13 protein-coding genes are annotated in these 13,039 nt (G+C 36.4%); 7 read left to right on the forward strand and 6 right to left on the reverse strand.

The genetic code is table 11. From position 1 onward, the window contains the following. Window positions 1-728 (reverse strand): TonB-dependent receptor plug domain-containing protein (locus ACIGAM_RS16380; protein ID WP_396512555.1); only part of this gene is annotated, 728 nt, incomplete at its 3' end. Window positions 729-1,472: 744 nt separating this feature from the next. Between ACIGAM_RS16380 and ACIGAM_RS16385 the strand changes: the two genes are divergently transcribed. Further along, window positions 1,473-1,715 (forward strand): helix-turn-helix domain-containing protein, encoded by a 243-nt coding sequence (locus ACIGAM_RS16385; RefSeq protein ID WP_396512556.1) that lies wholly within the window; start codon window positions 1,473-1,475, stop codon window positions 1,713-1,715. A gap of 1,794 nt (window positions 1,716-3,509) precedes the next feature. Here ACIGAM_RS16385 and ACIGAM_RS16390 read toward each other — a convergent pair. The 5 genes from ACIGAM_RS16390 to ACIGAM_RS16410 all read right to left on the reverse strand — a co-directional run bounded on the left by ACIGAM_RS16390 (window position 3,510) and on the right by ACIGAM_RS16410 (window position 6,078). Next, complete coding sequence (locus tag ACIGAM_RS16390) at window positions 3,510-3,707, reverse strand: hypothetical protein (protein WP_396512557.1); 198 nt, start codon at window positions 3,705-3,707, stop codon at window positions 3,510-3,512. Between the two features lie 22 nt (window positions 3,708-3,729). Further along, window positions 3,730-3,855 (reverse strand): hypothetical protein, encoded by a 126-nt coding sequence (locus ACIGAM_RS16395; RefSeq protein ID WP_396512558.1) that lies wholly within the window; start codon window positions 3,853-3,855, stop codon window positions 3,730-3,732. Next, window positions 3,845-4,315 carry a DUF5675 family protein gene (locus tag ACIGAM_RS16400; RefSeq protein WP_396512559.1) on the reverse strand — a complete coding sequence of 157 codons (471 nt, stop codon included), beginning with the start codon at window positions 4,313-4,315 and terminating at the stop codon, window positions 3,845-3,847. Before ACIGAM_RS16400 ends, ACIGAM_RS16395 begins: the two co-directional genes overlap by 11 nt. Before the next feature lies 1 nt (window position 4,316). Beyond that, the gene (locus tag ACIGAM_RS16405) at window positions 4,317-4,832 is read right to left on the reverse strand and encodes a hypothetical protein (RefSeq protein ID WP_396512560.1); all 516 of its coding nucleotides are present in this window, start codon (window positions 4,830-4,832) and stop codon (window positions 4,317-4,319) included. A 625-nt stretch (window positions 4,833-5,457) separates the two neighbouring features. After that, a complete protein-coding gene (locus ACIGAM_RS16410) occupies window positions 5,458-6,078 on the reverse strand; it encodes a tyrosine-protein kinase family protein (protein ID WP_396512561.1) in 621 nt (206 codons plus the stop codon). 241 nt (window positions 6,079-6,319) lie between these two features. Between ACIGAM_RS16410 and ACIGAM_RS16415 the strand changes: the two genes are divergently transcribed. Genes ACIGAM_RS16415 through ACIGAM_RS16440 form a run of 6 tightly spaced genes read left to right on the forward strand, consistent with a single transcriptional unit; the run spans window position 6,320 to window position 12,839 of the window. After that, entirely contained in the window at window positions 6,320-7,756 is a 1,437-nt protein-coding gene (locus tag ACIGAM_RS16415; RefSeq protein WP_396512562.1) for a lipopolysaccharide biosynthesis protein, read from the forward strand. Continuing rightward, complete coding sequence (locus tag ACIGAM_RS16420; protein WP_396512563.1) at window positions 7,753-8,829, forward strand: DegT/DnrJ/EryC1/StrS family aminotransferase; 1,077 nt, start codon at window positions 7,753-7,755, stop codon at window positions 8,827-8,829. Before ACIGAM_RS16415 ends, ACIGAM_RS16420 begins: the two co-directional genes overlap by 4 nt. Before the next feature lie 38 nt (window positions 8,830-8,867). Continuing rightward, window positions 8,868-10,316 (forward strand): MBOAT family O-acyltransferase, encoded by a 1,449-nt coding sequence (locus ACIGAM_RS16425; RefSeq protein WP_396512564.1) that lies wholly within the window; start codon window positions 8,868-8,870, stop codon window positions 10,314-10,316. A 15-nt stretch (window positions 10,317-10,331) separates the two neighbouring features. Next, entirely contained in the window at window positions 10,332-11,246 is a 915-nt protein-coding gene (locus ACIGAM_RS16430) for a hypothetical protein (protein WP_396512565.1), read from the forward strand. Continuing rightward, window positions 11,243-11,875 (forward strand): acetyltransferase, encoded by a 633-nt coding sequence (locus tag ACIGAM_RS16435; protein ID WP_396512566.1) that lies wholly within the window; start codon window positions 11,243-11,245, stop codon window positions 11,873-11,875. Before ACIGAM_RS16430 ends, ACIGAM_RS16435 begins: the two co-directional genes overlap by 4 nt. Beyond that, the gene (locus ACIGAM_RS16440; RefSeq protein ID WP_396512567.1) at window positions 11,868-12,839 is read left to right on the forward strand and encodes a glycosyltransferase; all 972 of its coding nucleotides are present in this window, start codon (window positions 11,868-11,870) and stop codon (window positions 12,837-12,839) included. The genes ACIGAM_RS16435 and ACIGAM_RS16440 overlap by 8 nt, the downstream gene beginning before the upstream one ends. The last annotated feature ends 200 nt before the right edge of the window (window positions 12,840-13,039 follow it).

The following is a 13,039-nucleotide window of genomic DNA, read 5'->3' on the forward strand; positions in this document are numbered from 1 at the left end:
GTAGCATCAGCATCTTTTAAGATTTCAATACTGGCTATGTTTGCAGGGTTCAGGGAATTTAAAGGGTCAATCCCGGCAAGAGTCGGACTGGTAAGCCCGCTAAAGCTGTTAAGCGGGGCACCGTCTATAGGCACCCCATCTATAATATACAGGGGCAGGTTACCCGAATTGGCAAAACCACTGCGTAAACTGTTTTGCCCCCATATTTGTACGCTGGGCGCATTCCCCGGCACCCCACTGCGCTGCACCACAGAGACTCCTGGCATCTGGCCCTGCAAAGCCGTTAGCACATTGGTTACCGGCTGTCGCTCCAGTTCTTCTGCCGTTACCCGCGCGATGCTGCCCGTTTGCTCACGGCGCGTGGTATTGTAATACCCGGCATTGATGGTCACCTCACCCAGATCGGTGATGTCCTGCTCCAATACAATATTAAAATTCGCCTGCGTTCCCACCGGAATACGTAGTGGTTTAAATCCGAGGTAGGCAATACGTAAGGTATCCGTCGGTTTTGCATTCAGGCTAAATGCCCCTTGCATATCGGTTTGTGTACCCCTGCTGCTATTTGTTAAGGTGATACTAACCCCGGGAATGGGGTTGTCATTCGTATCGGTAACCCTACCGGATACGACTTGTTGGGGCAATGCTGCCCAGAGTAGATTTCCTGTAGCCCAAAATAAGCCCACAAGTATCCACGCAGCCCCCGTAAGGCGCGTAGCTTTATTTTTCATAACTTCGTCGTGTTAATAAGTAAAACAATCGTTTTATTTAAGCTCACGCCTTCCCCCGCTGATTCCACTCTGAGGGGAAGGCTTTTTTGCTTAATGCGACTTTTAAAAAGCCTGTTTCTTTTTCACAGACCATGCGGTCTGCAGCTCTTTTTTATTGTGGCTAATTCACCGGTGTGCTTAAAACGTACATGGTAAAAGCCCGTGCCACTTGTTCAACAAGGACAATCCCCACCCAACTACCGGCTGCCTCGTAGGAAAACAACCCATAACCCACGGGTGATTAGCACGAAGTAACATGTACCCGTAAACACGTTGCGTTGTTCATAAGCGCTGATGCTTTAAAAGTTGATATTAACACCCCATACAGGGATGCCGGCCATTTTGGCCTGTTTGATTGTAGGGGATAAAAGGAGTGCGAAGCTTTAAAAAGAGAAGAAACAAGGGCTCTGAAAGTGGAGGTACAGGCCCAATACAAAAAGGCGCAGGTCTCAACTTATTGAATCAAGGTACTGGTATACCGCGCAACAATAAGCGAGAGCCCACGCCCGGGTCGTGAGCATCCCTGCTTATCCTCTCGTTGCTAAAAATTACCAGTTTTTGATTCGAGATTCAAAGCGAATGCTTCTAATATTTTACTTAAAGAAGTATCGCAAATATATAATAATGAGATAAATATAATAAAAATTTTAAAAGGATACATATATGTATCCTTTTTTATTTATTTAAACAGGGAATTTTATCCCTATGAGCAATGAGAGTTTTGAAAAAGAAAAGAAAATGTTAGGTTTTAAAATTTCGGAATTCCGTCAAAAAGTTATTAATCCTAAAACCCAAAAACCCATTTCTCAAGAAGAGTTGGCGTATCGTACGGGTCATGCCAAGAAGACTATAGGAGAAATAGAGAGAGGCAATACAAATCCAACTTTAGAAACATTACTAATTATTTGTAGAGAATTAAATATTTCTATTTCTGAACTTTTCAAATAACCAATTCCTATTATTTCCATCTGCCATTATTAAGAAATAAATTTTCTTAAAAGCTTACCGAAGTATTCTATTCCAAATAATCAAAAAGATCTTCAGCATTCAAACCACAATATGCTGCAAATTCGTAAACGCTAATGAACTGATGCGGTTGCTTCTTTAAAAAACATTTGATATCTGCGAGCAGTTGACGTCCATACCGTTCACTCCGTCCGGTGATACGTTGTACGTCTTTAGGAAAAATACACAAACGCCGGGTTTTCATAGCATACAGTTTATTCCGGTTACCCTGCAAACCTCTAAAGAAAAAACTATATACCTTCCCTACCTCCTCCGTACTACCGAAAAAATTTAACAGTTTTTAAGAAAAATTGATACTGTACCACCTTATTGGATATTCAATAACTACGCAGAATAGCCACAGCACGTTATTTAAAAAGCTGCAGGAGTATTACATCTTAACAAAACTTGACTCCAGCTCGGCATCCCCAACCCTGCTCCCTAGGAAAAGCGAGCTTAAGGCTAACTTGAAACTCGCTTCGAATATCTAATTCATGCTGCACAGAAAGCAAATGTATCAAGAAGCCTTACACACGTACACCTCCAAACAAAATAAGACTTCTCGATACAAATAAAGCTGCGCTTAGGCTCCGCCTTATTCACTCGAAGTGACATTGGAAAACAAATTATAATCCCTCGGTTCAGAATAGCCACAGGACATTCCGAAGGACAGGAGCGATAGCGACGCGGAACGAACAAGGCGGTTTTCGCCTAAGCGAAAAATTCCTAAGCGAGGGTGTCTTTTCTTTTGTTGAGCTTGTCCTGAGCGATAGCCGAAGGGTTTCTTTGGACAAGCAAAGAAAAGTAAAGAATATCCTGTGGAACCTATAAAGACTCAAACCCGCAGGGTTATACTACTGCTCTCCCCTAATTCAGATCTAAGCGAGGGTGTCTTTTCTTTTCTGCATCCGACGACCGTAGGAAGTGGAATGCACCATATCATCAGGGATCTTCAGAATTCTGATCAATTAAGAAAACTCAAAAGCAAAAAAATTCAACAAAAACTCCTCATCCCCAACCCTGCTCCCAAGGAAAAAGGAGCCTATTCTCAATTAAATAGTTGCATTTTAATAAAAAATTAGTGTTCTTCAGTTTTCATTTTATTCAGTATAGCAAGAAGCATCCGTTAAAAATTTAGAAGCCTTACACACGTACACCTCCAAACGATATAAGACTTCTCGATACAAATAAAGCTACGCTTAGGCTCCGCCTTATTCACTCGAAGTGACATTGGAAAACGAATTGCAATCCCTCGGTTCAGAATAGCCACAGGACGTTCCGAAGGACAGGAGCGATAGCGACACGGAACGAACAAGGCGGTTTTCGCCTAAGCGAAAAATTCCCAAGCGAGGGTGTCTTTTCTTTTGTTGAGCCTGTCCTGAGCGATAGCCGAAGGGTTTCTTTGGACAAGCAAATCGACAATAGGAGATTCACGAGCTCCCGTAAAATAAAAATCTCGCGAGCTAAATCGACAATAGGAGATTCACGAGCTCCCGTAAAATAAAAATCTCGCGAGCTAAATCGACGATAGGAGATTCACGAGCTCCAAAACCAATAAGCGACAGCGAGCTAAAGAAAAGTAAAGAACATCCTATGGAACCTATAACGACTCAAAAGAAAATAAAAAAAAACAGCGTAAAACAAAAAGAAAAACCCTTCCCCAGATTTAAATCTGAACAAAGGGTTTTCCATTAAGATATCCGGTGTTTAATAAAGTCCACACCGGCATTAACCAAATCACCGTTGTCTTCGCTTCCGCTTTTTATAAAAGCGTACCAGGCTTTTTAAAAAATATGAAGTAAAAAAACTCACTACCGCTCCCAACCCTGCCATAAGCATCGCCTCTAATACCTGCGCTGCATATAGCGACGGAAGTGCAGCAGCCAAACTGCCTCCCACCGTACCCCAGGCTTGCGGGGGCGTCTTACTGCTCATTATTCACATCTGCAACGACAGCCTAACTTACCGCAGTAACAACACTACCCGCAACGACGGCATAACCGGCAAGACTCAAAACCACAGCCGGCAAAGCCACGGGTACCGCCAGTAAAGCTGCTCCTCCACTGGCCAGACTAATGCCCACCGCCCGCAGGATGCGGAAAAACCGCGGGGTGGGTTTTTGATAACGTTCTAATAAATTCATGATTGGTATAAGTTATAGTTAAATAAACAGCTTCTTCACGTTCTACAGCATCCCGATGAATGACCATTAAGCGCTGTAGTGCATGTCTGGAATGCAATCCGGATCCGGGACCAGTAAGTTCGGTTACGGGAGCGATACATCCCTGCAATTCCATCAGAGCGTTATTGGCGGGATGCAGTAAAATATAACTACGTCCCGGCACATCTTCTAAAATAAGGTGGTGTCCAAATTTTTTCGAAATTCGGGGACACACCTCATACCGGCCCTCGGGTATACAGGAAATCTGTCGCTGATTTTCCCGCCAGGGCAGCTCGATGGTAAAACACACAAAACGCTTCTCAATATAGAGGGCGCCGTGGGTTCCGGTAGCATAATAGCTACGTTGTAAAACCCACTCCATCTTAAGTAGGCTGAGAAACCTGCACTACAGCCATAGCATTAAAGCCTCCGTTTTGCAAGGCATACATCTTAGCATTGACTTCCTGATAGAACTCAATACTCAACACCTGCACCACGCTAAGACTGCTGTTTGCGGTAATTTGCACATTCAGATTAGGAGCAGTCGCTGGGGTATTGTTATAAGGCAGAATTTCGGTGGTTTGGGTATGCGACACATAGGTTGCTCCCGCAAAATCCAACTCACTCACTCCACAACTCAGCTTATAATGGGTCGTTCCTCCGGGTGCTGCAATCTGTACCTGCGGATTGTAGGCTTCCAGCACCATTCCTACGGCTCCTGAAGCCCGATCATAACTCACCGTAAAGGGAGCATACAATGTGGTTTGGAGCGGACTGTTTACATTAAAGTCAAACCCGCTTAGCAAGCCGAGATTTCCCGAAATCAGATTCCGTTCCCCACGATCAGATACGGTATCGGTTTTGATGATGGCAAGCAGCTGGGTGGTTAATCGGCTCACTACACGCGCATCTTTCGCCTGTTGCAGCAACACCTGCATAGAGTTGCGCACCAACTTACCACCTTTACCGGCGCGCCCAAACTCAGCCCCATTTTCACGGGTACGTCGAAATGCCGGATCATTTGCAATACGCTTTCCATCGATCCCGCCCTTAAGTCGGGCCATATGCCCGTCTCCACTTTTGTAAAAGGCAATATCCCCGATAGTGCCCTTTAATTTGATAATTCCAGATTGTCTGGCCATAATAAAAAAGATTTTGATTAAGCCACAAAGAACGCAGCCAGACAAGCAAAAAACCGGAAGTAATGTACACCTGTGCCGATTCTGCCGTTTAAGAAGTAATTTGCCATAGATGCCGGTCGTTGAATAGTAGATAAGCTGAATTATAAAAAGATGCGCCAACTCCCGTCGCCCATCCCCCACCCAGACCCTACCCAAAGCCCATGATAGAGTATGAAGAGTGTATGAAATCCAAAAGCCCGGAATTAAGAAAATACCGGCAAATATCACGCTGTAAAATGAGTTTAAATTAAAAAAATTGACAGTAAAAAAGAGCAAAAAAAAAGGATGCCGAAGCATCCTTTTTATAAAGTAAGTAAAGGTTCTAAACCCAATGAAGCAAGGCTTAAAAACTCTTTTTAAAACGCTCCCACAAACTAGGTTTACTTTGCCCATAAGCATAACCATATTTATTACCATAACCAAAATTAGCGTTCTTCACGTCATTAATTACAAAACTTACATCGTGAAGTTTCCCTTCATTGTTGGAATCAACAGCGAATTCTAACAAGCGCTTTTCGGTGTATCCGGCCCGGGTTACATAGAGTATAAGTTCTGCATGCTTACTGATTAAGAAGGTATCGGTTACCAGCATTGAAGGTGCCGTATCTACAATCACATAATCAAATTTAGTCTGTAAATCTTTCAGCATATGCTCAAACTTCGCCTGTCTCAAGAGTTCAGACGGGTTAGGTGGAATACTTCCCGAAAGGAACAACTTCAGATTGTTATGAAATTTAGAATCGTGAACCAAATCATCGAGTTGATGATCATTATTAACCAGATAATCACTCACCCCTGAGAAACTCTTGGAAGAGTTATCATAACGCTGTAACTGCGGATTTCTAAGGTCGGCCCCTACAAAAACTACCTTTTTACCGGTATTGGCCAGGGTCATAGCCAGGTTGATTGAAGTAAAGGTTTTCCCCTCCACTTTTGGGGTATGTGATTTAAAAATTATATCCATACTCGCTATTCTCTAAAAATAACAGAGTTTTCAAAGCTTAAAAAAATTAAAGCCCAACATTTTTTAAAAAATTCACTAATAACTAAAAATTTTTATAGTATTTAAGAATGTCAACTCAATAAAAATAAAGACAGCTATAATTTTTAGATTAGAATGGTATATTTGACAGTTCAATAATGATTATTAGAGTTTTTTATATAAATAAGAAATTAAATCATTTTTAAAATTTGATGAGGAATATATGAGCTTAAAAAAAACTGCTACTTTAGGTTTACTTTGGACTTTTTTAGACACCATTGTGGCTAAAGGGGTAGGAATCGCAGCATCAATAACCTTAGCACGTTTACTCTCACCTAGAGAATTTGGTTTAATAGGAATGATCTATATTATTACTTCAATTTCAGCCACTCTAGTTGATGGTGGTCTTACCGCATCACTTATACGAACTAAAAATATAACAAATAAAGACTATAGCACAATATTCTATACTAACATATCAATAAGCTTTATACTCTATTTGCTTGTATATTTATTAGCTCCTTTAATAGCACAGTTCTATGAGGAAGCAGAACTAATCTTAATTATACGTGTTTATGCTTTAATCTTTGTTATAACCTCTTTTTCTGCAGTACAGCACGCATATTTCGAAAGAAAAATGGCTTTTAAAAAGCTGATGTTACTCAATATTCCAGGAATTCTTATTGGCGCTATTGTTGGAGTTTGCATGGCTTATTTAAAATATGGTGTCTGGAGTATTATTTTTATGCAATTGGCAACGCAAGTAGTTTTATCATTAATGCTTTGGATAATAAGCGACTGGAAACCAAGTTTAATTTTTTCTCGGGAGAAGTTGCGTCAACATTTTGGATTTGGATATAAATTGACGATATCTGGAATCCTCAATTCTATATTTGAAAATATTTATAACATTTTAATAGGCAAGTACTTTTCAACTGCAGCCCTTGGTCAATTTGAAAGGTCTTACACATTTTCCCAGTATCCCTCTCTAGTATTAACAACAATCGTAGGTAAGGTGAGCTACCCTCTAATGGCAGGAATACAGGACGAAAAAGAAAGGCTTAAACAAGCCTATAAGCATATTTTGCAATTTATTTTTTTTATTTCTGCACCATTAATGCTAGGTCTATCTTCAATTTCGAAACCCCTATTTTTATTTGTACTTGGACCGCAATGGGAACAAGCCGCAATTTTTTTTCAGATATTGTGCATATCAGGTATGCTGTATCCTGTACACGTCTTTAACCTAAATTTACTTAAAGTATATGGTCGGAGTGATTGGTTCTTAAAACTAGAATTAATTAAAAAAATAATGATTGCGCTAATTGTTTCAGTTGCTTTTCAATTTGGGATTTATGGTTTGGTTTGGAGTTCTGTAATTACTTCTTTTTTGGCTCTTGCAATTAATACATATTATACAAATCTATTAATAGATTACAATTTATGGAAACAGTTCAAAGATGTTTGGATAATATTACTGCTGAGCATTATCATGTTTATTATTATGTTTGCTGTGCAATATTATTTTTTCGAAGGTTACTTGCTTTTAAAAATTTTAGTCCCTTCTTTGACCGGTATTTTATTTTATTTGGTTACTAATTATCTACTAAAAACTCCCTCATTACAATTGATATTACAATTTAAACAAAATTTAAAATGACTAATGTAACAAAAACTTTTTTTCCACCTTTAGCAGAGTATGAGCAACAATTGCAACGTGTATGGAAGAATGAATGGCTTACTAATCGTGGAGAATTGGTATTGGAACTAGAGGAAAAGTTAAAAAACCATCTCAAAGTACCTAATATCATTTTAATGACCAATGGTACGCTGCCTATTCAGATAGCTTTAAAATTGCTAGCAAGTGGAGGAGAAGTGATTACTACGCCATTCAGTTATGTGGCAACTACATCAGCACTTGTATGGGAACAATGTACTCCAGTGTTTGTAGATATACATCCTGATTATTTAACGATTGATGAGACCAAGATTGAAGCTGCAATAACTGAAAAAACAACAGCTATTCTGGCAACGCATGTATTTGGGAATCCGTGTAATGTTGAAGCTATTGAAGCTATTGCGATAAAGCACAACCTTAAAGTTATTTACGATGCTGCTCATTGTTTTGGGGTTACTTATCAAAATAAATCCCTTTTTGAATATGGCGATGTAAGTACGTGCAGCTTTCATGCAACTAAAATATTTCATACCGGTGAAGGGGGCGCAGCCTTTTGTAATTCAGATGATAGTTTATTACATAAAATGTATTACAGCCATAACTTTGGACACAATGGCCCTACAAATTTTTATGGTGTAGGCATTAACGCTAAAATAAGCGAATTGCAAGCTGCGATGGGCTTGAGCGTTCTGCCCTATATGGAGCACATAGTGGATAGTAGAAAAGGTATTGTTGAGCAATACCGCTCACAATTAGATTTTTCTAAACTAAGAGCAATGAAACTGAGGGATAATACCGTTTGGAATTACAGCTATTACCCGATAATCTTTGAAAGCGAAGCAACACTTTTACGAGTGCAAAAGGAATTAAATAAGGCTGACATTTTTCCGAGACGTTATTTTTATCCTTCGTTAAATACATTAGATTACGTGAGGTCTACTGAAATGAAAGTTTCAGAAGGTATTGCAGAGTGTATTTTATGTTTGCCTTTATATAGTGGTTTAAAAAATAATGATGTAGATAAAATAATCAAATTAATAAACGATACTTTATAGAAAATCGGTTTTTTATTTAATTTCTTATAAAGGTATATATGTTATTTAACTCTATCGAATTTGGCATCTTTTTGCCTCTTGTTTTTTTACTTTATTGGTTTGTATTTAATAAAAGCTTAAGAATACAAAATTTTTATATACTTATTATCAGTTATATTTTTTACGGCTGGTGGGATTGGCGATTTTTAGGATTAATTGCTTTTAGCTCTGCAATAGATTATTTTGTAGGAAACGCTTTAATTCAAACTAATAAAGATACTAATAGAAAATTTTTGCTATTTCTTAGCATGTCTGTAAATCTAGGTTTTCTAGGTTTTTTTAAATATTATAACTTTTTTGTTGATAGTTTTTCTGATGCTTACACAATTATGGGGCATAATATTGAAACCTCAAGATTGAATATTATTCTTCCAGTGGGTATTAGCTTTTATACATTCCAAACTATGAGCTACACCATAGATGTATATAGGAAAAAATTAAAACCGGTTAATAATATTGTTGACTTCTTTGCTTATGTTAGTTTTTTTCCGCAACTAGTGGCTGGTCCAATAGAAAGAGCGGTAAACTTGCTTCCTCAATTTTATCGTAAAAGACATTTTAGTCAAAGTGAAGCAATAAATGGTTTAAAACAAATCCTTTGGGGACTGTTTAAAAAAATGGTGATTGCTGATAATTGTGCAAAGTTTGCAAATATAATTTTCAATGATTATCAAGACTTCTCAGGAAGTACTTTATTATTAGGCGCTGTATTTTTCACATTTCAAATATATGGAGATTTCTCTGGTTATTCAGATATCGCAATAGGTACCGCACGTCTGTTTGGATTTAACCTCATGAAAAACTTTGATTTCCCATATTTCTCTAGAGATATGGCAGAATTTTGGCGAAAATGGCACATTTCCTTGTCTACTTGGTTTAGAGATTATTTATATATACCACTTGGAGGAAGTAGAGGAGGTTTATGGATGCAAGTTCGTAATACATTTATTATTTTTATTGTAAGTGGCTTTTGGCACGGAGCAAATTGGACGTTTATTGTTTGGGGTGCATTAAATGCCATTTATTTTTTACCCTTACTAATATTTAAAAGAAATAGGATAAATATTGGCACTGTTGCCCAAAATCGTTTTTTTCCAAGCTTGAAGGAATTTCTTCAAATGTCGTTAACGTTTCTATTGACAGTTTTAGCTTGGATTTTCTTCAGGTCTCCAACAGTGAAAGATGCGCTGCTTTATTTAGCTGGGATATTCTCTAAATCATTAGCAACAATTCCTTCTTATACAGATATTGGTTTAACAAAATCATTAATTCTTTTACTTCCTTTTTTCATTTTTATTGAGTGGCTGGGCAGACATGATGAGTTTGCAATAGATAGGATAAGTATAACATGGAAGAAACCTGTGAAATACACCTTTTATTATACCATTATTTTTCTGATTCTATATTATGGTGGAGAGCAACAACAATTTATCTATTTTCAATTTTAATATAATCTATTTTCAGTGAAATCATTTTTAAAGAAAATTTTATTTTTTACAGCTCCTTTATTAATTGGCTTGGTTATTCTAGAATGTTTACTACGCTTTTTACCGAATGATTATAAATTCAAGAAAAATTTTATAGATAATAATTCTGAGGAAATTCAAACATTAATTCTAGGAAATAGTCACGCATTTTATGGAGTAAATCCAGAATATTTAAACAAAAATTCATTTAATGCTGCTTATGTATCACAAACACTCAGATATGATTTAGAAATATTTAGAAAATATAGCAACAGATTATCAAAATTAGAAAATCTTGTTGTTGCAATATCTTACCCATCGCTATTCATTGATTTTAAGGATACCGGTGAAAATTTCAGACTCAAATATTACTATATAGATTATGATTTCAAAAGTGATATTCCACTGAAATATCATTTTGAGACAACAGCAATGAACTTAAATTCCAACTTGTCTAATTTGAGAAATTATTATTTGCATCAACAAGACAATTTATATTCAGATACATTAGGTTTTGGTTTTGAAGAAAATTCAATAGAACCATCTGATTTTAAATTAGATGGTAAGAAAGCAGCGCAAAGACACACAATAAACACCTCTGATGAGCTTCAAATTAATATAAATTATCTTGAAGAGATAGTTTCCTTAGCTAAAAAGAAAAAAATAAAACTATTTTTTGTTACGTTACCTACCACCGGGTATTATTATAAAAGTATTGAAGACGAACAATTTGACAAAACATTAAAAATAATTACGGAACTTGAAAATAACAATCAAAACGTTTTTTACTATAATTTCCTGAAAAATGATCAGTTCTCCTTAAATGACTTTAGAGATTCTGATCACTTGAACGCGAAAGGAGCGGAAAAGTTTACTAAACTTTTAAATTATATAATAAATTCTAAAAAATGATTATAATAGGAGCTGGAGGTTTTGCTGTTGAACTATTACAAGTTCTGCAAGACTTAGAAGAACAGGAAGACATTTTTTTTTATGACGATATAACACCTGAAGTTCCAAATACACTCTTTGGAGAATTTAATGTTCTTAAAAGTGAAAAGCAAGCTACAGAACTGTTTGCCACATCATCTAAAAGATTCGTTTTAGGACTGGGTAATCCCACATACAGAGAGTTACTAGCCCGTAAATTGACTACTTACGGAGGTAAATTGGTTTCTGCAGTTAGCCCGTACGCAAGCATTGGAACTCAAAATGTTTTTATAGGACAAGGAACTTGTATTTTATCCGGAGTACGAATATCTAATAACACCATAATTGGTAAGGGATGTCTTATTTATTATAATTCAGTAGTAACACATGACTGTAAATTAGGAGATTGGATAGAAATTTCTCCTGGCGTAAATATTCTCGGAAGAGTAGAAATTGGAAATCACACTACTGTGGGGAGTGGATCTACAATTCTTCCAAATATTAAAATAGGCAGGAATGTTATAATAGGTGCTGGCTCCGTAGTAACAAAGAACATTCCTGACAACTCATTAGTTTATGGTGTTCCTGCAAAAATTAAAAAATATGTATAAAAATGCCACTGTAAGCGTTGTAATGATTACCTATAAACACGGCGACTTTATAGAACAAGCCATTAATAGTATTTTAATGCAGCAATGCAGTTATCCTATAGAATTAATAATAGCTGATGACAATCCACCAAATTCCCCTGACAAAACCACCGATATAATTAAAAATATAACTTCTAACCATAAAAATGGAAATTGGATAAACTATACTAAGCACGCTCAAAATAAAGGTATGATGGGCAACTTTTTATGGGCATTGAACAGCGCTAAAGGTAAATATATTGCAATTTGTGAAGGTGATGATTATTGGACTGACCCCTTGAAGATACAAAGGCAAGTTGACTTTTTAGAACGAAATAACGATTATGCTATTTGCTTTCACGCTGTTAATATTGAATATGAAAATAATATAATTCCATTTTTAAATGATACAAATAAAAACACGAAAGATACCACATCATTAATCGATATCATAAAATCAAATTACATACATACTATGTCGGTAATATTTAGAAATTATAATGATTATCCAGAGTGGCTCATTAATGCATATCCTGGTGACTGGCCATTACATATTATTAATGCAACTCACGGTAATATTAAGTTCTTACCAGAACAAATGGCAACCTATCGAGTACATTTTGGAGGGGTACACAGCACTACCGGTGGAAAACCAGTCGAGCAAATACAAACATTACAGAATATTAGCATAGAGTTAAACAGTAGAGGTTTTCCTGAATACTCAAAGATCATTAATTTTTATAATGATAAAGCAGAAATAAATTATTTTGTATTTAATAAAAATATTAAAGACTTGAATAGATGGGAAAAATCATCATTACTTTTGAAAAGCCAACATAAAAAGTTTAATTATTTGTTTTTCATTCCTATCCTTCTCAATAATAGTTCATATAGAATTTTTAATATTTATATGAGTCTTAAATTTTATTTTGACTTGATAAGATGATATAGATTTGTTTAAAAGTACAGATCTCTTAAAAAAATATTTTAAAAAATTAGAAAGTTAAATATTACTATATCAACTTATAAAATTTATGATTCGATTGTATAGAATCAATTTTATAAGTTGATATGGCAAATTTAGTTTAGACGTTTAAATTATACAGACAATTAAATTGATGTTTTTTGGTTAAAATATAAACAAAA

The organism is Leeuwenhoekiella sp. NPDC079379, from assembly GCF_044542075.1.
Taxonomy (GTDB): Bacteria; Bacteroidota; Bacteroidia; order Flavobacteriales; family Flavobacteriaceae; genus Leeuwenhoekiella.

Coding starts and splice junctions, on each gene's coding strand:
- ACIGAM_RS16385 (WP_396512556.1), top strand. CDS start 1,473: ATGAGCAATGAGAGTTTTGAAAAAGAAAAGAAAATGTTAGGTTTTAAA.
- ACIGAM_RS16390 (WP_396512557.1), bottom strand. CDS start 3,707: ATGAGCAGTAAGACGCCCCCGCAAGCCTGGGGTACGGTGGGAGGCAGT.
- ACIGAM_RS16400 (WP_396512559.1), bottom strand. CDS start 4,315: ATGGAGTGGGTTTTACAACGTAGCTATTATGCTACCGGAACCCACGGC.
- ACIGAM_RS16410 (WP_396512561.1), bottom strand. CDS start 6,078: ATGGATATAATTTTTAAATCACATACCCCAAAAGTGGAGGGGAAAACC.
- ACIGAM_RS16415 (WP_396512562.1), top strand. CDS start 6,320: ATGAGCTTAAAAAAAACTGCTACTTTAGGTTTACTTTGGACTTTTTTA.
- ACIGAM_RS16420 (WP_396512563.1), top strand. CDS start 7,753: ATGACTAATGTAACAAAAACTTTTTTTCCACCTTTAGCAGAGTATGAG.
- ACIGAM_RS16425 (WP_396512564.1), top strand. CDS start 8,868: ATGTTATTTAACTCTATCGAATTTGGCATCTTTTTGCCTCTTGTTTTT.
- ACIGAM_RS16435 (WP_396512566.1), top strand. CDS start 11,243: ATGATTATAATAGGAGCTGGAGGTTTTGCTGTTGAACTATTACAAGTT.
- ACIGAM_RS16440 (WP_396512567.1), top strand. CDS start 11,868: ATGTATAAAAATGCCACTGTAAGCGTTGTAATGATTACCTATAAACAC.